This is a genomic window from Pseudoalteromonas sp. S3431 (assembly GCF_000690035.1).
GTDB lineage: Bacteria > Pseudomonadota > Gammaproteobacteria > Enterobacterales > Alteromonadaceae > Pseudoalteromonas > Pseudoalteromonas fuliginea.
Genome location: NZ_JJNY01000057.1, coordinates 1 through 21,540, shown reverse-complemented (window position 1 = coordinate 21,540; position 21,540 = coordinate 1). Strand labels below are relative to the sequence as shown.

Here is a 21,540-nt window from a genome sequence, read left to right as displayed (position 1 = left end):
ACCTTTACTCCATACTTTGAATTGTTGAACTGGCTGCACCATTTATATTCATAAAAAACTGTTTATCGTTATTGTTATTGATACATTTTGTATCTATATCTTGCATATTTTGTTGATTAATAAACTGGGCAATTATTTTGGGCGCGCATGTTTGTGAGCCAATACCATGAGTTGCCGAAGGTGACACCAAATGAGTGGCATTTTTCATATTTACCATTGCCAAGTCAGCCCAACTTGCAGGGGTTGCAGGGTCTCGCCCACCAGAAAGTAATAGAGTAGGCACTTCCGTCGTCACGGGCTTATAAAAGCTCTTATTTACTGGGGTTACATCCCAAATTGGGCACATTACATCAAACCCTTCAATCATCATTTTTCCCATGTAGCTTTTATTATATTTTGAACGCTTTTGCTCATTGAGCTGCGGCCAATCTTCACCACATACAATGGCATTGTGCATGCCCATTGCGAGCTGTTCAGTTATATCAACGCCCGACATTAACCCAACCCATGGCGAAAAATTACCATTAGCGGCTTGGCTAATTGCCAAAGGCAAAATTGCTCGCATTGAGTGGCTATAAAGTGCCATACGTATTGCGCCAAAAAACTTAGTTTTAGTCACCACTAGCGTTATGTTTTTGTATGTACGCGGGTGTTTCACTGTTGTTTCAATTGGCTGGCTATCTAACTGCGTCATTAAGGTATTAAATTGATTTTTTAACTGTGGATACTGTGAATTACAAAGCGTATTACTTTCACAACGTGCAAATAAAGCCGCTAACGAATCATCAATAGCTGCGCCTATTGCAGCCAAGCTTTGCTGCATAGGTACAACCCCATCCAATGTACTCGTTAATACTGAATTTGGAAATTGGCGGGTATATTCTTGCGCAATACGTGTACCGTACGATACCCCGTACAAATGCAGCCCTTTATAACCTAAAGCTTTACGCACAGCTTCAAAGTCTTTTGCAGCAACAGGTGTTGAAAAGTGACTTAAATCAATATTCAGCTGCGCTTTACATTTTTGTGTTTCTTGAGCGCCCAGTAATGCGAGATCAGTCATTGAATCGTTAAATGCAAACTGTGTTTGCAGGTCATTACTTTCACATTGCAACTTATTTGAGTAGCCAGTGCCGCGTTGATCAACCAATAAAATATCACGCGTTTCGCGGACAAATCGTAAATTACGATTAAAAATAGCAGCTAGCTCTATTGCGCCCTGCCCTGGGCCACCAGCAAAAGCAAGCGCTGCTTCATCAGGGTGGCTAGGTTTAATAGCAGGAATAATCGCAAAGTTAATGTCGATTTCGCCATCAGCGCTGCTATCTGAGAGAGGGCGCTTAATACTGCCACACATTAATCTATCGGCTAACCCTTCCATATAACATGGGGTTAAAGCTGTATGTATTTGATCATTACTTTGAGCAAATACACTACTGCCACTTCCCGCTAATATTGATAAAAGCGTTAGCTTAGTTAGTTTTTTACGTAAATTAAACATGGTTTCCATTACTTTTCCCTTGTTGCTTTTTACACTCAATATGATAACTTTAACTACAGTGTATCGGTGTATTAATGTATTAATACAGTAGAGAAAGAATAATGTTAGAATTTATTAATGTCAACCCTAATAGTGGCGATCCAATTTATAAACAATTGCATGAACAAATTGTGCGGTTGATTGTGGGCGGGCAATTATCGATAGGCGAGCAATTACCTTCAGTAAGAAAAATAGCTGAGCACTTTTCGGTTAACCCTATGACTGTGTCGCGTGCGATAAGTCAATTGGTTGAACAAGGTTGGTTAGAACGAAGGCGTGGGCAACCAACCTGTGTTGCGCAAAAATCACAGCAGCAAACACAACAACAAGATACGCTATTATTTAATGGTGCCGATCAACTTATTCAGCAAGCCAAACAACTCGATGTATCGCAAGCTGTTTTAATAGAATTAATTAAAAAGCGATGGAAATAACCCCTATGGAACAACCACTCCTTAGCTACAAAAATGTATATAAAACAATTAACTCAAAAAATATTCTGAAAAATATTAATTTAGATGTGTATTCAGGTATGGTAATTGGCTTACTCGGTAAAAATGGCGCAGGTAAAACGACTTTACTACGCTGTGCACTTGGATTAGTAACTCCCGATATGGGTGATATTAGTGTTTTTTCAGAGCCAAGTTTACAAATTAATGCTGAAAACAAAGCTAAAATTGGCTATGTTGCTCAACAGTCATTTGGTTATGAGGGGTTTAAAATAGCCGATGCATTGGCACTACATCGTAGTTTTTACCCTAACTGGGATACCGAGCTTGAAACCAAATGGCTAGGTCGGTTTGAACTTTCAAGCACCGCTGCAATTAGCAACTTATCAATAGGTCAAAGACAAACACTTGCGTTAATTATGGCAATGGCATATCGCCCTAAATTACTTATTTTAGATGAACCAGTTGCAAGCCTAGACCCTATTGCCAGACGCGAGTTTATGAGCGATTTGTTCGATCTCGCACTCGATTCCGGTTCGGGGATTTTGTTTTCATCACATATCACTTCCGACATAGAGCGCGTTGCAAGCCATATTGCCCTTATAAAAGAAGGTGAACTGCTGTTATTTGATGAACAAGATGAGATTCGCGAAACTATCCGAAAAGTTAATTTTACCGATAACACCATTAACTTAACTGCTTACACTGTATTAGCTCAAAACAAAAATTCGGCCATTATTTATGGTTATAACAACGAAACAATTGATGGCGCATTGAGTATTAATCCGCTTTCTTTAGAGCAACTGTTTGTGGAGCTACATGCATGAGTTCGCCACAAAGCCGTAAGTGGTACCAAGGCTGGAGCAGTTTATGGTTAAAAGAAGCCGGTCCCGCTAGTTATTTTGTGCCATCAATATTTGCGACTATTTTTTCCCCCCTATTTATTGGTAGTGAACCTGTTATTCTTAATCTGCTCGCAATGTTTGCGATTATTTGCATGTACGCATCACTTGCTTTACAAAGTATTCGCTTACAAGCCACAGAGTGGCAGGCGCTAGTTGTTGATTATTGCCAACATGTAACGCAACAAGGCAAAGTGTTTATTGCAATAATAAATGGTTTTATGCTGATAAATGCAGCTATTGAGCAGAGTATTCATCTTTTATCTACTATCTTTGTAGCGAATACACTTGGTTTAGGGCTATGGCTTTTATGTAGAGTGAGCAGTCATTTATTTACCCTTGGATGTTACATAATATTCACCACAGGCATTATAAGTTGTGTGTTATTAGAAAAAACACCTGTTTTTTTAATCCCTATAGCTATTGTTACTTACTTAGTCCTATTAGTATTTAAAGATAAATTTGGCCAACCATATCACTTTAGCAGTCATGCCTTTGCTAATTATCGTCATGGTGTGCAATCGGGGTGGTCGCCTGTTCCTGTTGGTTTTTTATCAAGTTACTCTAAGTATTTAAATAAACAGCTCTTTCCTTTGAGTTACTTTGTAGGGCCTTCACTATCTCAATTTGCTATTTTGCTAGTAGGATTGAGTGCCAGCGCAATAATCATTAACTTTTTTTACGATATATCTAAGCACTCAATGTTTAGTTTAACAAATGTCTTGCTTGCGCTATTCACGCTTTGCCAATGGAGTCGATCACAAAGGACGCAGTCATGGGAATTGCTTTACACTCTCCCTATTTACAATAGCACTGCACAAGCAAAAAGCGCTTTTATCCAAAGTGCATTAAAATTTACAATTTACGTAGGAATATTTTGTTTTATTGTTACGTTGCCATTAATTGGACAACAACAATGGCAGTTTGTATATGCCACTAATTTTTCACTTACAGCATGCGCAGCTTTTTTAGCTAGTTTTATAATTGGTAACATTGTTAAAAACACCAGTATTATGGGTATACTTTTATGTTTTTCATATGGCGGCCACATGGCTTTAAGTACTTACATCATTCAAAGCGATAACGGCTTTACAGACCTTGTTTTGATAAGCTTATATGTATGTTCATTAGCATTATTAAATCGTTTCTCTGCAAAATATTTATAGCTTGAATTAAATAGGAATAAACCAAGTAGTGATAAAATTAGTGCTTATTTACATATCGTTATTATGCTGTAGCTTTTCAACAAGCGCGCTGGTGCTCGTTAAAAAAAACACCCTGTATTACAGTGGCCAAATTACTGAGGTTCAAAATAATAAAGCTTCTGAACTTTTAAAAAGCAATTCTTCGATAAACGCATTAACTATTACCAGCGGTGGCGGCAACATCGATTTTGGTATGGATTTAGCTGACTTGATCGCCGCTCATAAACTTAGCGTGAGCATAAAAGACTTTTGCTTTTCATCTTGTGCTAACTACATACTACTCGTAGGGCAACCAACAACCATTGAGAAAAATGCAATAGTTGGCTGGCATGGCGATGCCGCCTCTGCAAAATGGCTCGACAGTGATATAGACACTATGGTCAAAAATTTAGATGAACCAAAAAAAAGTAAAAAATGGCAAGTACTCCGTGCGCATTATGATCAGGTTATAGCCAAAGCAAGTAAGCGAGAACGAGCAATGTATAAACACTTTAATGTAAATCATGACCTACTTACTGTGGGTCTAGAGCCAAGTTTACGCAAAGCAGCAATAAAAAAACATGCGCGAGGCTGGACATACTCACCCAAGGCACTTGCGTCTTTAGGTGTTAAAAATATAATTTTCAATCAGTGGCAACCTCGTTCCGTTAAGCACTTCCCTTTATTAATAATAAAAGACGTTAATTAAAGCTTAATCTATTGTTTGCTAAGGAATAACCATTCAGCCTTAGCAAACTACCATTCTATTTTTTAGTTTATTTAAACCCCTTAAACTTTATTTCATCCAATAAATCACTTTAATTTATCATATAAATTACTTTTTCCATATGAAATGCAATTGATATGCGTTATCATTTGCAACATCATTAACCTTTATTGTTCAATAATCATGAATAAGCTAATTCAACTCACACCTATATTATGCACTTTAATTTTAACTGGTTGCGGTGGTGGCTCTAGTAATAAAGCACCTTTATTTAATGAGCCAAACCTAAGCTTCACTTTAAACGAAGACACCTCTTTTACTGCTCAAGTAACAGCCACCGACGATGACGTCCTAAGCTATACACTTGCTAACACGCCAAGTAATGGCATCATAGCAGTAGAGGCTAACGGTGAGTTTACTTACACACCTAATGCCGACTTCTTTGGTAGCGATAGTGCTTCAATTTCTGCCAGTGATAGCTCTCTTAGCACAAATGTAACGGTTAACTTTACGGTTGAAAATGTTAATGACGCGCCTGTATTACAAACAACGAACGTGTTTGTTACCTCTTCATCAACAACAGAGGGCTCAATTAATGTTACTGATGCCGATGGGGATGAAATAACCATTACCTTGGTAACCTCTCCTGAGAGCGGTGAAATTACAATAAACGAAAGTACTGGAGAATTTACCTTTGAAGCGCAAACATTAAGCTCAGTTAACGAAGTATTCGAAATTAACTATACCGATGGTGTTATTGATGAACCAATTACCGCCAGCATTACACTTAGCCCATCGTATGTGACGAATGAAGACAAACGTAATTTTTATTACAGCTCTAGTAAGTCACACTTAAAACAAGCCGATATTATTAACGAAAGTATAAACGATGAAATTTCACGTTATACCGTATATCAAGTGCAAGCTGCTGCTTATGCGCGTGCTGGGTTTTTAGATACCGCCGAAGACTATTTATTACTCATTAACGAGCAAACAGCACTAGCTAGTGGCCTACAAGATGTAGCCGTTGCTTTAGATAGTATTCGTAATGTGGAATTAGGGAATAACTACCGCACCCGCTCTTTAGCTGCTTACAACCAGTACTTAGCTGAAAAGGGCTTTGAAAATATAAACAGTAGTGATGCGTCTTGGTTACTTGGTTTAGTAAATGATTATATGGATGTAGGGCAAACTGAAGAAGCAGAAACCCTGCTAAATACCATTAACAGCTACGCAGAGATTGTACGTGAAGAAGAGTACACAAAAACATATGGTTATTTTCAAACAGCGTTTAAAAATGCAGCCGAAGGTGCATTAGACGTATATGCTGCCAACCCAACTGATGCCAATCAGCTTACAGCACAAACATTCGCTGCTGCACTGGTAAATATTTCGAGTAACACAGGTTACGAAATTCAAAAAAGCGGTGAATTTAAAGGTAAAAAAACACAAAGGCTAAAAGCGCTTTATACCGCATGGGCGGCAGAGGTTTTATTTCGCGCAAACTCGCTTGAACTAGCTCGAGAATACGTAAACTTAGCGCTGTCGTTTTATGGTGTAACGGGCATAGATAGCAACTATGACTTTGCTGCTTCAGAATACACTGAGGCCAATTTAGGTACTTATACCTATCCACTACAAACTCTAGCCGGATTACTAGAAGGCCTTTATGACCTCGAAGAAAACCCTGCGTTTGCATTACTTTCATCTGATTTTGATATCAGTGGTGCTAAACAAATTATGTATAGTTTTACTATAGCCAAAAGCATTATAGCAGGCACTTCAGTGGCCGATGCCGCTGCTGACGGCTTTGCCTATTTTACCGAAGAAGGTGATTATAACGAGTTTTTCAGAAGCTTGACCGAAACAAACAACAACGCAGGCACAGCGCAAATTTTATATCAGTACGGTTATACCGAACAAGCGAAAGACGTATTAACGTATGCGGGTGAGTTTATTTCATCTGACGAGTACATAAGTGCAGAGTCATCTACTTCTTTCTTAGCTGGCTATAAAGGGTGTGGTTTACTAGTCACCATTAGTAGAGAAGTCGGCGCAGATACTGCTGCTGCCGCAAATCGCTGTTTAATCATGTTAAATAAACTAAATACAGGCACATTACGCACTTTAACCGACACTTCTGCAATTGTTGTTCACAGCAATGTAATGGTATCACTTGACCGCGCAGGCTTAACTGACGAAATCCCCGCAATAAATACGCAATTACTTAGTAAAATTAGTGTATTAGATGACATTGAAGACCGCTTTGAATATCGCTTAGAAACATTAGGTTATTTAGTAAACGCAGGGTTTACCGACTTAGCCTTAACTACATTTAATAGTGCAATAGTTGAAGTAAACGAAAATTTAAGCACGTTAACAAGTGACCAACTACTTGAGATACTCGAATCATTAAAAATTGAAGCAATACTACTTAGCCCATCAGCAACTGGCTTTTGGGAACGTTACAGCATGCTTTCTAGCATGGGCGCTAATGTAGGTAGTATTTCTGACTTTGCTAGCACCTACAGTAGTGTGAAAACACAAACCTCAGCACTTGTCTCCGGTATTGAAACGCTTATTTTAGCACAAGCCGATACTGTCATTATTGAAGCTATGGAAGATTTAGTCGAAGCACATACCTTATTGGGCGAATACGAGCAAGCTACAGCGCTTGTAACTAACGATGTAAACGGTGAAGCCGACCAACTTGACCTTTACACCACAATGGCTGAATTAATTGCAAGCAAAGATGACTTTAGAGATAACCGTGTTGCCAGTGTTGATACTGATAACGACGGGCTTCCAAACTTCTTCTTAGCAAATGTAACTGATGAAGATATTGCCTCTTCGGGTTTAACAGCCGATGAAGATGCTGACAACGATGGTATTGCTGATAGCGAAGACAGCACTCCAATTGGCAACTAAATAAGAGAAAACAATGCAGACACGTTATATTTATGCGTGTCTGTTTTTGCTTGCCCATAATGCATATGGTGCGACCGAGCAAAAACAGACTCCTCCCCCACCTGAAGATTGCAGCACACTCACTGACGAAAAAAAAAGTTTATGTGAAGCTATCGAACACATTGAAGTCAAAGGCCAATTTATAGGGATAGAAGTTCCTGAAGTTATTGGTCGTTCGTATTTAGACCGCAGTTTTATTGATGCAACAGCCAAAGGGAATGGCGACATAAATGAGCTAATTGCACTTTTACCAAGCGTACAATTAAGCAATGAGGCATTCAGCATTGAAAGCTTAGCTGAGATAAGTGCGCCAGAAATATCCATCTCAGGTGCACAACCTTGGCAAACAGGTTTTTCACTTGATGGTATGAACTACAATAATCGTATTGATCCCGCCAGTAGTAGCCGCTTAACATCATCAAGTAATGATGTGTCAGGCGGTGTGCAAAGCATGAATGTAAACTCTGATGTAGTTGAGTCTATTACTGTTTATGACCATAACATTCCGGCTGAATTTGGTGGCTTTTCTGGCGGTGTTGTTGATACCAAAACAAAAGAAACGTTTGGCAAAGATAGTTTTAGCTTTACTGTACGCGGAAATCACAGTGATTGGGCTGATTATCATTATATTCAAGCGGACGATGAAACTAAGCAAAGCAGTACAGATGAAGCTGAATTAGAGGCTCCAGTATACGAAAAAATAAGCTATTCATTGAGCGGTAAAAAGCAACTTAATAAACGCCACGGTGTGATGTTTAGCTTAAATTACCTTAACAGTAATATAAGTGATTTATCGCTGGGGCAAACAAAAACCCAAAGCCGCCGTAACATTAACGCTATATTTAAATATGGTTATAAGAACGGCTGGGTTGATAACTTTACGGTAAGTATGATCTATTCTCCCTACGAGGTGAATGGTTTTATTACTGATGCACTCGATAGTGACTATCAGTTAGAAGGTGGCGCTTATGGTAGCGCAATACAATTAAAGCAAGATTTTAAATATGTAACATGGGCAAGTAATTTAAGCTTTAACATAAGCGATAGTAGCCGAGATGGCCCAGCGCATTTTTATAATTGGCTACAAACAAAAGGAAAAGACTGGGGACAATACGCTAACCAAGGCGATGCAGACGAACGCTTTTCACGCCAAGGTGGTTATGGCGCGTTGGATAACAGCCAATTCACCACCAATTGGAAAAATACATTTAATCTAGAAGCTTTTAAATTTTTAGGATCAACCCACTCAGTTGTGGCTGGTGCAGAAATTAAATATCAGCAAATAGAACGTGAGCGCTTTCAAGATGGCTATAACTACAGCTCACCTGTTATATGGTCTAGTGCTACTACACCACTTAATTGCAGTGGTTATTCGCTTGATTGTCAAGCACTCGAAACTCTCATCCCTATAGGAGAATTAGCTGAGCAACTAGGTGGGGAGATTGACTTTAACAACTCGGAGCACGTTACCGCTTACAGTAATAATATAACTACTACAGCGCAATTTTTTAATGGCCGAACAGTTAGCCCTGCTGAATACATAAATGTAAATTTAAATCGTAACGCACTCTACATTACCGACCACATCAAGTACGGTAAACTTGATGTAAATTTAGGCATGCGCTACAACTATGATGACTTTTTACAAAACCACGATGTAGCACCGCGAATTTCATTAGGGTACGACGTATTTGATAATCAAAAAACCATTATCAGTGCCGGCCTAAGTCGATATTACGACTCTGCAATTATCAGTTATAAAATTAAGGAACAACAACAGTTTTCTTATCTGCAATATAGACCTATCGAAAGTGGGAACTTACAAAACTGGTTAGATTCAAATTATACTGGCAGTTTTAAATATCGATTTAATGACGTGAATACCCCTTACGATGATGAGTTATCACTCGGTATCGCTCACGCCTCTGAGACAATTGGTAATATTTCTTTAAAATACATAAAGCGTAAAAAACATCAGCAGTTTTCTCGTACCACTTCAGACGAAACCGATATTGATGGCTACACTTATATAGATATTAGCAACCAAGGTTCAGGAAGTTCAGAGCGGATTTCACTCGCTTGGAGCGCACAATTTGGTGCCCATTCAGTATGGGCAAATACGTCGTATGCCGAGAACGAAATATCAAATGACAATTATAATGCAACCGTAGATAACACCCCACTTGATGAACTCGTTTACTATGTTAATGCGAAAGATGAAGGATCACTGGTCACATTAAGTCAGTTGTCTCAGATACGGACGAACTTTGGTGCACCTATCACGGCTGCATTAGGTTGGAACGTAGATTGGGTTGATTCATTTAGTACTGGATTAAACATTTCATATTCAGGGAGCTACGATACCGCAGTAAATACAGGAGGAAGTGAAAGCATTGATATAGAGGATGCCTGTGCTAGCTGCCCAGTTGTTTCCACTCTATTTGATGTTTACCAGGAACAGACTATACGTGCCAGGACAATGCTAAACCTAAGTTTAAAATACAAACATAAACTGACCAATAGCCAAAGCTTAGAGTTACGAGCTGATATTTCCAATCTATTAAATAAGAGAACGTATACAGTTGCAGAGGGCGCATCAGGTATTGAGCCAGGTCGAGTATTTTGGTTGGGGCTTAGCTACAAATATGACTGAATTTATTCGTATTCTAAGTATTGTACTTTCTTTAAATGCCCAACCACAGCAGCTTGATACTAAATCACTACGAAAAGTATATAGCGAAGAGCAGATAAACTGGCCTGCCATTCAAACCAGTGACGGACGTATAGTTGAGCCTCTCTCGCTATTGCCAATAGCCACTCCACCGGCAGAGCATGTTGCACTTGGCAATAAGCTTTTTCATGATACACAGCTTTCGCGCGATAAAACCGTAAGCTGCGCAAGTTGTCATGAACGAGATAAGGGTTTTCATGATGGTCGTGCCACTGCAGTCGGTATAAATGATCAAGTGGGCACCCGCAATACCCCTGCAATTTTTGGTATAGATCAGTGGCAAAGTTTTTTTTGGGATGGTCGCGCTAAAACAGCTGAGCAACAAGCACTTATGCCCATTAGCAATCCTATTGAAATGGACTTAGATCCACAAAAAGCCTTAATGCGGGTCAATAAAGATAAAAGCTATACGGCATTTAATAAAAGTGCCTTTAATTCAGACACGCTTTCTATGGCACAAATGGCAGAAGCCCTCGTTGCATTTGAGCGAACACTCATTGCACCTAATACTCGTTTTAAATCATTTATTAATGAGGTTCAGAGTAATCCAAAAAAAGCGCTTAGACGCTTATCAGATAATGAATTAAACGGATTACATTTATTTAGAACTAAAGCAAAGTGTATGACTTGCCACAATGGCGCGCTATTAAGTGACAACCAATTTCATGGCACAGGGCTTCATTATTACGGCCGTAGTTTTGAAGATAAAGGCCGGTTTAATTTTACAAATAATCCAAGTGATATAGGGTTATTTAGAACCCCTTCATTACTAGGTTTAACACAAACATTTCCTTGGATGCACAATGGGCTTTTTGATGACCTACTAGGCATAGTAAACATGTACAACCATGGTGGAGCAAGACCTAAGCCTAGGAAAAGCCAATTAAACGATCCACACTTTCCTAAAACGACAAAACTGTTAAAACCATTAAAACTCACCAAGCAAGAGCGTTTAGATCTTGTTGCATTTTTACGGATTTTATAAGTTTTGTAATTGCTCTATCAACCATTTATGAATTGGGCTGTTATTAGTACGTGGATGCCATGCTGCTATCACTTTAAAAGTAGGTGGAAGTGCCTCAACTTCTAGCAGTCTAACTTTACTATTTGGTAATAATCTTGAAGGGTAAAACGCGAGCATATCAGTAGTATGTAAAATGTCGGGCACCGCTGAAAAACTCGGTACCGACATAACAATATTACGTTTTAGCCCTTGGCTTTCAAACCATTGATCGTGCGATCCGCGTAAATTAGCGCGTGAAGGCGACACCACCAGCTGCGGGTGCGCTGCAATTTCCGGCAGTGTTAAGGGCTCATCTTCAAACTCATTTTTACAGCCTGTAATACACAAGTGCTGCTCTTCTAGCAAAGTGACATACGCTAAGTTGTCAGGTATAAACTCTGGAAAGCTTATCAGTAAATCAAGCTCGCCTGCCGTTATAAGTTGATTAACGTTGTCAGACGCAAAGTCGCGCACTATCAGCTTTAAACCTGGCGCTTCACGGCGGGTAATATTAAATAATTGCGGCAATAAAGCCTGCGTGGCGTAGTCGGTTGCGCTTATGGTAAACACACCTTTATAAGATTGCGGGCTAAACTGCTCAGGCTCTAGTAACGACTCTAATTGCTTTAAAATATGGTTAACAGGCGCCTTTAGCCCTTGCGCTTTAGGAGTAGCAACCATGTTATTGCCTTGGCGAATAAACAAACGATCGTCAAATAAATCTCGTAGCTTTCGTAGTTGCTCACTAATAGCTTGTTGCGTTAACCCCATTTTTTTGGCTACTTGTGAAAGGTTTTGCAGTTCTAATAAGCTACTGAGTACTCTTAACTGCTTTATATCAAGCCGACTAATACCATTCATAATTGTATGCTGTACAAAAAAGTGTTGTTTCAAATTGTATCTTTAAATCTCTATGCTGCCAATGTCGCTTAACCACTATTTAAGCCTTTGTTTGCTTTATAAGAGAATTTAAAATGAAATCAGAATTAATTAACACCGCCCCTTTATTCTCATCAATTGAGCTTGGCCCTTTTACACTTAAAAACCGTATTGTGATGCCTCCTCTTACTCGCTCTCGCAGCACTCAGCCTGGCAATATCCCTAATGAATTAATGGCTGAGTATTACTCGCAGCGCGCATCGGCTGGTTTTATGGTTACTGAAGGCACACAAATAGAACCTCGTGGACAAGGTTACGCTTGGACCCCTGGAATTCACTCGCAAGCACAAATTGAAGGCTGGAAAAAAGTAACACATGCAGTACACGCTAAAGGCGGCGTTATTTTTGCTCAGCTTTGGCATGTAGGGCGCGTATCGCACACCACACTACAACCAAATTCAGGTAAACCGGTTGGCCCTTCAGATATTATTGCTGACAATGTAAAAGTCTTTATTGAAACCGCACCTGGTGAAGGAGTGTTGGCTGATCCAAGTGAGCCCCGCGCACTAACTACAACTGAAGTTGGTGAACTGGTAAACATGTACGCTCAAGCTGCACGCAATGCTTTAGAAGCAGGCTTTGATGGTGTGGAGCTTCATTGTGCTAACGGGTATTTAGTTAATCAGTTTATTTCTGAGCATACAAATAACCGTGATGATCAATACGGTGGAACACTTACTAATCGCCTGCGATTTTTAAAAGAAATAGTTGAAGCGGTAAGTGACGTTGTAGGCGCACACCGTTTAGGTGTACGCTTTGCTCCTTTATTTGAAAGCACAGACGAAACACGAGTGTATTTAGGACTTGTTGAATCAAACCCTCACCATACTTATATACAAGCCATTAAAGTGCTTGAGCAAGCTGGGATTGCTTACTTATCGATTGCTGAGGCTGATTGGGATAACGCTCCCGATTTACCTCTAGAGTTTTATAAAGCAGTACGAGCTGAATTTTCAGGTCGCATTATTTATGCTGGTAAATACACAGTAGAAAAAGCGGTGCGTATTTTAGGTGAAGGTTACGGTGACTTATTTGCATTTGGTCGCCCATTTATAGCTAACCCTGATTTACCAGAGCGTATAGCGAATAATTGGACGTTTAACGAAGCCGATGCAGCCACTATGTATGGCGGTACTGAAGTGGGTTATAGCGATTATCCGCTCTACGAAAAATAGTTAATTTAATTAAGCCAAGGAAGGCTTAATTACTAATTTCGTATCCATTTTTTGTGATACCACTAATCATTTTGGTGTATCAAAATATTCCTAAAATCGTCAAAAACTAGAGATTATGTCAAGAACCGTCAGTAAAATGTAAAAAGCTGTAAGCATAACTCCGTTTGCTGTTGTATGTCAGTTAACATTCAGTTTGAGCCGCTAGTATTGAACCCAGTTATGTAAAAACATAAACGAGGCAATACTATGAAACTTACTTTTTTACTACCTGCCCTGCTCGCCATTGGCGCAGTATCAGGCTCTGCGCTTGGAGCACAAAACGAGCGAGAGAATGATAAAAGCTTTAAACGCGATCACGACAAACGTGTTGAATATAAACGCGATGTACGCCTCCATGAAAAAAAGCAGCGTATTGAGCATAAAAAAGAAAAACGAGAAGACCGTAAACAAGAAAAACGTAGACTCGCTAAGTACAAACAGGAAAAGCGTGAACTACACCGCTACAACCAGAGAAAATATAACTACTTAACAAACCATCATAATTCAGTCACTTACAGACAAAACCGATTTATAAACCATTTACCACGCAGTAGCGCATCGATTAGGTTTAATGGTATTTCGTTTACGTTTAACGACGGCCTTTACTACCGTAAAGCTAAAAGAGGCTACCATGTTGTTAAACCACCTAGAGGTCTGCGTATAAATACGCTACCAAGAAATTATAGGCATTTTAAACACCATAATACGACTTACTACACTTATCAAAATGTATACTACATGGCGGATAATGATGGTTATACGGTTGTTGATGAGCCATCAACTCGCCTTAATCAGGCAATAAAAGTGGGTAATGTAAAGGACTATCGCTTGGGTCAAACATACGACTCACTGCCTATGGCTGCACAGGCCGTAATAATTAACTCACAGCAGTATTTTAAATACGGCGATATTTATTTTTTACCGCAAATAAGTGACGATGAAATAAAATACCTCGCTATAAAGCTGGGATGAATTAATTTATATTGCTATTTAAACATTAAACCTACCACTCTCTCATTGAGCTCAATAAGAGAGTGGTAATAACCCGTATACGCTAAATGGCTCTGATTGATGAAAGCAACAACGTCATTTTCGCCATTATTTTATAGTGTTAAAAAATACATTTTTATTGTTCTAACTTTAAACGTTGATGCCACTGAGCAATACTTTCGCTTGGGTATTGATCAAACTGCAGATCACCGTTTTTTATAGGCGCATCAACCCAATGAGCTTTACTGCCTAACATTAAATGAGTGCGCTCTGGCGGTATGGGTAACTCACTATCAATTGCACCAGCAAATGGGTGAACTTGATCTGGCCAACGCGCATCGTATAACCACAAGTTAGCACTACAATGCTTACAAAAATGACGCTCTGCAGGGCTGATTTTATTGTCTATTTTAGCGTGATAAATCGTTATATGCTCCGCACCTGTCACTTTTAATGTTTTATATTCTGCACTTAAATTAATAACAAAACCCCCGCTTCCTGCGGTTTTTCTGCATATAGAGCAATAACATAAATTGTAAGGATAAGGGTGTTTTGAGTTGACCGTAAATACCACTTTGCCACAGTGGCAAGCGCCATTTAACTTCATAATAAATCCAATTTTAATGTTGGCTTGAACTAATACTTTAACTAGATGAGCATAAAAAAACCACAACAATTACACGCTGTGGTTTTTAAATTAATGAGCTTACTAACGTTTCCAAAATCTTAAATTACGCAATGTACTTATAAATTTATCGGCAGAGTCTACCTTTAAATCTATCCAACCATCATCTACTTTTCCATCAAGGCCTGCCGCTTTAAATAAAGGCTTGGCCTCATTTGTAAAGCCTATAAATTTCATATGTGCGTACGCATCACTTACAAAGTCTTTAGCTTCTGCTATAGCAGCTAGTTTTTCAGCTCCTTCTTCAGTGGTGAGCACAAGTACCGCATCGTATAAAACCGATGGACCACCATTAATAACCTGATCAGCTTTAAAGTGCTTACCTTTACTGCATTTAGCACCGCCAACTTGTGGGGCAATAATTTCAAAGTTTGCACCTTCACTTTTAAGTGTATTGGTAACCGATTCAAAAATTTCTGCATTAAAGCCATCACTTACTAAAATACCTAATTTACGGCCTTTGAAGGTGTTGGGCGCGTTTTTCAAAATACTCAACGCATCAGATACAGGTAAGTCTTTACGTGTTGGCATAGCAGCTTCAGCTGGGTCTGGCATTTCTTGCAAGCCAAGCCCTTCGGCAACTTTGTTTGCGAGGGTTTCGTCAATATTTAATAAATGCGATACCAAACGTTCTCGTATTGGCAAATGCTCAACTTTAGACAGCTCAAACACGTACGCAGATTGTATATGCGCCTGCTCTACCTCTGTTTGACTTAAATAAAATTGACGAGCTTGACTGTAATGATCGCTGAATGTTTCTGAGCGATAACGCAGTTTATCACCGCCGCTTACTTCAGGTTCCCTTGAGCTTTTAAAGCCATGTACTGGGCATTCGCGCGGGTTGTTTTCGTCGCCGCTCCATGAGTTGGGTTCGTAATTAACACGCCCTTTTGGATTGTGCATTGCCATGTGGCCATCTTGCTGAAAATGCCTCATTGGGCACTTAGGCGCATTAACCGGAATATGCGTAAAGTTAGGACCACCTAAACGCTTAGTTTGAGTATCAAGGTATGAAAAGTTACGACCTTGCAGTAGCGGGTCGGGTGTAAAATCGAGCCCTGGTACAATGTTTTGTGTACAAAATGCAACTTGCTCTGTTTCTGCAAAAAAGTTATCGACTACGCGATTAAGCACCATTCGCCCAACTATTCTAACGGGCACTTGTTCCTCTGGTATTAGTTTAGTGGCATCGAATACATCAAATTCAAATTCATCAGCAAATTGCTGATCAAACACCTGCACACCTAACTCCCATTCAGGAAAGTCGCCGTTACCAATTGATTCCCACATGTCGCGACGGTGAAAATCAGGGTCTGCGCCATTTAGTTTAAGCGCCTCGTTCCATACTACAGATTGCATTCCGCCTTTTGGTTTCCAATGAAATTTAACAAATTTCTCATCACCTTTGGCGTTAATAAATTTAAAGGTATGAACGCCAAAACCTTCCATAAAGCGCAAAGAGCGTGGAATAGCTCTATCAGACATTGCCCACATAACCATGTGCATTGACTCAGGCGATAAGCTCACAAAATCCCAAAAGTTATCGTGTGCGGTTTGCGCTTGAGGAAAACCTCGGTCGGGCTCTGCTTTAGCTGAATGAACTAAGTCTGGGAATTTCATCGCATCTTGAATAAAAAACACCGGTATATTGTTACCGACTAAATCCCAATTACCTTCTTGAGTATAAAATTTAACGGCAAAACCACGTACATCGCGTGCTAAATCCGGAGAGCCCTTGTTACCAGCAACAGTAGAAAAGCGCGTAAACACAGGTGTTTTTTCACCTTTGCGTTTAAAAATATCAGCACAGGTTAAATCTTCAAGCGTGTCGTAAGTTTCAAAGTACCCATGTGCCCCGTAACCACGAGCATGTACTACTCGCTCAGGAATACGCTCGTGGTCAAAATGAAAAAGCTTTTCGCGCAGTACCTGATCTTCCATTAAGCCAGGACCGCGTTTGCCTGCTTTTAACGAGTTTTGATCGTCGCTCACAGGGCAGCCTTGCGCTGTGGTCATTGTTGGGTAGCCATCAGATGCACTTTGGCGCAGCTCGCCGCCATTGCCTTTCTTACCTGCGTATTTAAATGATTCAGCCATGTCTAATCCTTCATTACAATTTAAGTGATTGGGGTCGTTTTTTAAAGTTTGCTTAACAGCAAAAACAACTGAGCTAAATGCAAAATAAAGACCAAACAGTAAGAGCAATAAAAGCGCGGGATACAGAGTGAAAATGATGCTTTAAGTGGTATTAAAAATAGAAAAACTTACAGAGCCCTGTAAGTTTTTCAAGATCAAAAAAAGGGCACTTTAAAGTGCCCTTGCGTTTAAATCGTTATAAATTTAGTTAATCTTTACTTTCGTTAACTAAAATTACTTTACGATGAGGGAAAGGTATTTCGATGTTGTTTTCATCTAGTGCTTTTTTAATTAACTCTGGCACAGTGTAAAGAATATCGAAGTAATGCTCACCCTTACAAAAAGGTCTTACTAAAAAGTCTACTGAACTGTTGTTAAGTGTTTCTACTTCAACAAAAGGCGCTGGATCTTTTAGTATGTGTGGGTGCGCTGCAAGTACGGCATCTATAACTTTACGTACAGCCGTTGTATCTTCACCGTATGCAACACCAAAATGCATATCAACACCACGAATTGGATGATGTGAATGGTTAATAATTTGCGCGCCCCAAATTTGACTATTTGGAATAATAACCTGTTGGTTATCGAACGTTTGTAAAATAGTAGTAAACATATCTACTTCTGTTACTTTACCAAAGCGCCCTGCCGCCTCAATAAAATCATTCACTTTATAAGGTCTAAAAACAAGTAACATAACGCCTGCTGCAAGGTTCGACATTGCACCTTGTAACGCCAAGCCTATAGCAAGTCCTGCAGCACCGAGTAAAGCAATAATAGAGGCTGTTTGTACACCAAAGCGATTTAACACAGCAATAATAACGAACGCTAATATGATGTAGCGAGCCATGCTGCCTAAAAAGCGAAAAAGCGTATCATCAAGATGAGTATATTTATGGCATAAGCCAATAATTAAATTGCGTACCTTGCCTGCTAACCATAAGCCTACAAGTAAAATTGCAATTGCCAGTAATATGTTGGTTGCCCACGTAACTGCAGCGGGTAAATATTGATTAACATCTATTTGATTTATTATATCTTCCATTTCATTTCCTGTTTATAAAATCATTAAATTACTGTATCCCATACCAAGCACAGTACTTTAACAAAAATTTAACGAACATACGAATATAGGAGTAAGTTAAAGCAGATTGAAAAATATAGATTCAATGGATATACACAACCAAAGTAAGCCTTTAACGTATAATCTCACTAGCTTTCCCCTTCACCGTTATTTTAAGTAAGTAACATAATATTCTTAACTGATTAAATTCTCGACCAATCTATAACTCTGGTTAGGGTTCGATCAAGTGCCTTTATTTTAAATTATTACTGGCACTCACCTATAAATTTACCGATAATCTCACCTAAGCGCATATATTGGCGACACAACGCAATTGGATGAAATTAAAACAAAGGATTATTATGAAAAAGTACTCAATTTTACTTACAGCGGCAGCTCTTACTGTACTTGCTGGTTGTTCAACATCTGTCGCAGTAAGAGACTTCGAACAAAACCCTATTCCGCAAACATCAACAATTACCAACAGTGAAGCTGACGTAGCAAAAGGTATTCTAAAAGCATGTATTCAGCTTGGTTGGAAGTGCACACCTATGAGTGAAGGTAAAATAAAAGGTGTGCTGGATATTCGCACACACCAATTAACAGTCGATATTACATATGATAAAACAGCATACTCAATCAACTATAAAAACTCTATTAACTTAAACTACAATGGCAAAAAAATTCACCGCCAGTATGTTAATTGGGTGTCAAACCTTATACGCCATATAGATGCTGAAATGATTTAGTAACGTGTAACCTGCTTAACAAATTATAAAAAGCACTAACTATGAATAATAAAAGTGGAGAAGCTACCTATAGCTTCTCCATTTTTTAGTTGAGATTTAAACAGTAATTATTACGTCAAAAACATTACTAATTTTCAACCAACTACAAGTTCAAATAAGCACCAAATCTAATGCTATTAATAAAGGTTCTCCCCCGCATTTTCACTCTTTAATGAATGAGTAATTTTTTACTCATTTTCCTTCGTAAAAACATATTTTATATCTTGCTATAACCCAGTTTCGCTCATATAGTCAGCAAATTATTACACCTTATTTTGAACACCTTTGTTTATGAAATCTCCTGCTAGTGATTTTGGTACCTTATTAGGTTATGCATCTGGTAATGTTGCTGTGTATTCATCTGATTATGATACGGCTGATGAAAGCATTTATCCTAATCGTAGCGCCTATCGTAGTTACCTAGACGGTATTTACATGGGCTATAAATGGCAATGCGTTGAGTTTGCCCGTAGATGGATGTATCTCAACCATGGTTATATTTTTGATGACATAGCCATGGCTTACGATATTTTTGAGCTGCGTTCAGTGCGCGATGTAAATAGCCAAAATAGACTGCCACTAAACGCGTTTAAAAATGGTGCTAAACATCACCCTCAAGTAGGCAGTTTACTGATATGGGAAGAAGGCGGCGAGTTTGAAGAAACAGGCCATGTTGCTGTTGTTGTTGAAGTGCATGAAGATAAAATACGCCTTGCTGAGCAAAATGTAGGACATCAAATATGGCCAACAAATCAAAACTGGTGCCGAGAACTAAAAGCAAAAGTAACTAAAGATGGCGACTATTGGATTGAGTGCTCTTACAGCGACGCCACTATTTTAGGTTGGATGACACAAACTGATGAAACAGAATATGCTGAGTCAACGCCTGAGCTAAACACTGACTTATTTACTATAGAAGCCCATAAAGCAACAGATACAGGGCAAGCAAATAAGTCATGGTTAAATATTGCGAATGACGATGAAGCTGCCTACGTAGAAATGATGCAAGGCCATAAACTTACATCCGTAGATGAGGATCAGCATAATTACTTTGCAATATCTCAAACGGCGCAGCAAAGCATTGAACATGCAACAAATGAGCTGCATGGCTTATTTATGCATGCAACCGATTATGTACTGCAGCACCCTGAGTTATTAAAAAAGTTTAATTTACCCGATGTTGTGCTTAATAAAATTCGCCAATCGTGGGATAACCGCTTAAACCAATTAATTACCAGCCGGTTTGACTTTGCCTTAACAGCAGCAGGTTTAAAAGTTTACGAATACAATTGCGATTCGGCATCGTGTTATATGGAAAGCGGCAAAGTTCAGGGCAAGTGGGCAAAACACTTTGGTGTTAAAGCAGGTGTAGATGCAGGTCAAAACTTATTTAAAGACCTCGTAAAAGCATGGCGTAAAAGTGAAGTGAAAGGTCTTGTTCATATTTTACAAGACGATGAACCAGAAGAACATTACCACGCATTATTTATGAAAGAAGCTATTGAAGCCGCGGGCTTTGAGTGTAAGTTAGTAATTGGCTTAAGCACACTTCGCTGGAATGAATCAGGCAACATAGTAGATGCAGATGGCGCACAACTTAGTTACGTATGGAAAACCTGGTCGTGGGAAACCGCACTTGATCAAATTCGTGAAGAATGCGAAGCCGAGCAATCATTAGGTGATAACTTTGAACCACAATTCAAAGCTGGTGAAACGCCGCGCTTAGTCGATGTATTACTGCGTAAAAACGTGATGGTATTTGAACCACTGTGGACATTAATCCCAAGTAATAAGGCCATTTTACCAATACTTTGGAGCTTGTTCCCTAATCATAAGTATTTACTTAATACCGCGTTTGGGCTTAACGACGAGTTATTACAAACCGGTTATGTAGTTAAACCAATAGTAGGACGCTGTGGCGCTAATATTCAACTTGTTGATGAACAGCAGCAAGTTATAGAAAAAACAATGGGGCACTTTGCCGAGCAAGACCAAATATACCAACAACTATTTGCACTGCCCAAAGTAGATGACTACTTTGTACAAATATGTAGTTTTACAGCCACCGGAAAATACTCTGGTGGTGGCGTACGTGTTGATAAAAGCATGATCATAAACGGCCATAGCGATTGTATGGCGCTGCGTATTAAATAATAAACAATACTAAGCCCGCAATTTGCTGCGGGCTTAAGTTTGTGTAGCCCTGGTGATATCAAGTGGTCAGT

Annotated in this window: 16 protein-coding genes; 11 read left to right on the top strand and 5 right to left on the bottom strand. The window is 39.2% G+C overall.

Annotated features, from left to right (window positions below):
* Positions 1–4 precede the first annotated feature (4 nt).
* Positions 5–1,510 carry an alpha/beta fold hydrolase gene (locus DO88_RS05200; RefSeq protein ID WP_033040195.1) on the bottom strand — a complete coding sequence of 502 codons (1,506 nt, stop codon included), beginning with the start codon at positions 1,508–1,510 and terminating at the stop codon, positions 5–7.
* A 92-nt stretch (positions 1,511–1,602) separates the two neighbouring features.
* On the opposite strand from DO88_RS05200, the gene DO88_RS05205 reads away from it, so the two are divergent.
* From DO88_RS05205 to DO88_RS05235, 7 genes are all read left to right on the top strand, one after another.
* Positions 1,603–1,974, top strand: a complete 372-nt coding sequence (locus DO88_RS05205; protein WP_007376926.1) for a GntR family transcriptional regulator — start codon at positions 1,603–1,605, stop codon at positions 1,972–1,974.
* 5 nt (positions 1,975–1,979) lie between these two features.
* Entirely contained in the window at positions 1,980–2,816 is an 837-nt protein-coding gene (locus tag DO88_RS05210; RefSeq protein ID WP_033040229.1) for an ABC transporter ATP-binding protein, read from the top strand.
* Entirely contained in the window at positions 2,813–4,057 is a 1,245-nt protein-coding gene (locus DO88_RS05215; RefSeq protein WP_007376928.1) for a hypothetical protein, read from the top strand. The genes DO88_RS05210 and DO88_RS05215 overlap by 4 nt, the downstream gene beginning before the upstream one ends.
* A 28-nt stretch (positions 4,058–4,085) precedes the next feature.
* Entirely contained in the window at positions 4,086–4,784 is a 699-nt protein-coding gene (locus DO88_RS0118385) for a hypothetical protein (protein ID WP_232224820.1), read from the top strand.
* Between the two features lie 201 nt (positions 4,785–4,985).
* On the top strand, positions 4,986–7,730 hold the full coding sequence (locus tag DO88_RS05225; protein ID WP_033040192.1) for an Ig-like domain-containing protein: 2,745 nt from the start codon (positions 4,986–4,988) through the stop codon (positions 7,728–7,730).
* 13 nt (positions 7,731–7,743) lie between these two features.
* Complete coding sequence (locus DO88_RS05230) at positions 7,744–10,422, top strand: TonB-dependent receptor (RefSeq protein WP_033040190.1); 2,679 nt, start codon at positions 7,744–7,746, stop codon at positions 10,420–10,422.
* Entirely contained in the window at positions 10,415–11,485 is a 1,071-nt protein-coding gene (locus DO88_RS05235; RefSeq protein ID WP_033040188.1) for a cytochrome-c peroxidase, read from the top strand. Before DO88_RS05230 ends, DO88_RS05235 begins: the two co-directional genes overlap by 8 nt.
* Here DO88_RS05235 and DO88_RS05240 read toward each other — a convergent pair.
* Positions 11,480–12,397, bottom strand: a complete 918-nt coding sequence (locus DO88_RS05240; protein WP_198022411.1) for a LysR family transcriptional regulator — start codon at positions 12,395–12,397, stop codon at positions 11,480–11,482. The two genes, DO88_RS05235 and DO88_RS05240, sit on opposite strands and share 6 nt — an antisense overlap.
* Before the next feature lie 80 nt (positions 12,398–12,477).
* Between DO88_RS05240 and DO88_RS05245 the strand changes: the two genes are divergently transcribed.
* Together DO88_RS05245 and DO88_RS05250 are read left to right on the top strand one after the other, a co-directional pair.
* Entirely contained in the window at positions 12,478–13,617 is a 1,140-nt protein-coding gene (locus DO88_RS05245) for an alkene reductase (protein ID WP_033040183.1), read from the top strand.
* Positions 13,618–13,863: 246 nt separating this feature from the next.
* On the top strand, positions 13,864–14,628 hold the full coding sequence (locus tag DO88_RS05250) for a DUF6515 family protein (protein ID WP_033040181.1): 765 nt from the start codon (positions 13,864–13,866) through the stop codon (positions 14,626–14,628).
* A 154-nt stretch (positions 14,629–14,782) separates the two neighbouring features.
* Here DO88_RS05250 and DO88_RS05255 read toward each other — a convergent pair whose 3' ends face one another.
* The 3 genes from DO88_RS05255 to DO88_RS05265 all read right to left on the bottom strand — a co-directional run bounded on the left by DO88_RS05255 (position 14,783) and on the right by DO88_RS05265 (position 18,509).
* Complete coding sequence (locus tag DO88_RS05255) at positions 14,783–15,253, bottom strand: GFA family protein (RefSeq protein WP_007376937.1); 471 nt, start codon at positions 15,251–15,253, stop codon at positions 14,783–14,785.
* A 102-nt stretch (positions 15,254–15,355) separates the two neighbouring features.
* Positions 15,356–17,428 carry a catalase gene (locus tag DO88_RS05260; RefSeq protein ID WP_033040227.1) on the bottom strand — a complete coding sequence of 691 codons (2,073 nt, stop codon included), beginning with the start codon at positions 17,426–17,428 and terminating at the stop codon, positions 15,356–15,358.
* A gap of 247 nt (positions 17,429–17,675) precedes the next feature.
* Entirely contained in the window at positions 17,676–18,509 is an 834-nt protein-coding gene (locus DO88_RS05265; protein WP_007376939.1) for a mechanosensitive ion channel family protein, read from the bottom strand.
* Between the two features lie 380 nt (positions 18,510–18,889).
* On the opposite strand from DO88_RS05265, the gene DO88_RS05270 reads away from it, so the two are divergent.
* Positions 18,890–19,276, top strand: coding sequence for a hypothetical protein (locus DO88_RS05270; protein ID WP_007376940.1), 387 nt, complete (start codon positions 18,890–18,892; stop codon positions 19,274–19,276).
* A 330-nt stretch (positions 19,277–19,606) separates the two neighbouring features.
* On the top strand, positions 19,607–21,469 hold the full coding sequence (gene gss / locus DO88_RS05275; RefSeq protein ID WP_033040178.1) for a bifunctional glutathionylspermidine amidase/synthase: 1,863 nt from the start codon (positions 19,607–19,609) through the stop codon (positions 21,467–21,469).
* Positions 21,470–21,540 lie beyond the last annotated feature (71 nt).

What these genes read in the sequence shown, in the direction of transcription:
- DO88_RS05215 (WP_007376928.1), top strand. Translation starts at nt 2,813, where the DNA reads ATGAGTTCGCCACAAAGCCGTAAGTGGTACCAAGGCTGGAGCAGTTTA.
- DO88_RS05205 (WP_007376926.1), top strand. Translation starts at nt 1,603, where the DNA reads ATGTTAGAATTTATTAATGTCAACCCTAATAGTGGCGATCCAATTTAT.
- gss (WP_033040178.1), top strand. Translation starts at nt 19,607, where the DNA reads ATGAAATCTCCTGCTAGTGATTTTGGTACCTTATTAGGTTATGCATCT.
- DO88_RS05265 (WP_007376939.1), bottom strand. Translation starts at nt 18,509, where the DNA reads ATGGAAGATATAATAAATCAAATAGATGTTAATCAATATTTACCCGCT.
- DO88_RS05270 (WP_007376940.1), top strand. Translation starts at nt 18,890, where the DNA reads ATGAAAAAGTACTCAATTTTACTTACAGCGGCAGCTCTTACTGTACTT.
- DO88_RS05200 (WP_033040195.1), bottom strand. Translation starts at nt 1,510, where the DNA reads ATGGAAACCATGTTTAATTTACGTAAAAAACTAACTAAGCTAACGCTT.
- DO88_RS05230 (WP_033040190.1), top strand. Translation starts at nt 7,744, where the DNA reads ATGCAGACACGTTATATTTATGCGTGTCTGTTTTTGCTTGCCCATAAT.
- DO88_RS05260 (WP_033040227.1), bottom strand. Translation starts at nt 17,428, where the DNA reads ATGGCTGAATCATTTAAATACGCAGGTAAGAAAGGCAATGGCGGCGAG.
- DO88_RS05245 (WP_033040183.1), top strand. Translation starts at nt 12,478, where the DNA reads ATGAAATCAGAATTAATTAACACCGCCCCTTTATTCTCATCAATTGAG.
- DO88_RS05250 (WP_033040181.1), top strand. Translation starts at nt 13,864, where the DNA reads ATGAAACTTACTTTTTTACTACCTGCCCTGCTCGCCATTGGCGCAGTA.
- DO88_RS05255 (WP_007376937.1), bottom strand. Translation starts at nt 15,253, where the DNA reads ATGAAGTTAAATGGCGCTTGCCACTGTGGCAAAGTGGTATTTACGGTC.
- DO88_RS05225 (WP_033040192.1), top strand. Translation starts at nt 4,986, where the DNA reads ATGAATAAGCTAATTCAACTCACACCTATATTATGCACTTTAATTTTA.
- DO88_RS05235 (WP_033040188.1), top strand. Translation starts at nt 10,415, where the DNA reads ATGACTGAATTTATTCGTATTCTAAGTATTGTACTTTCTTTAAATGCC.
- DO88_RS05210 (WP_033040229.1), top strand. Translation starts at nt 1,980, where the DNA reads ATGGAACAACCACTCCTTAGCTACAAAAATGTATATAAAACAATTAAC.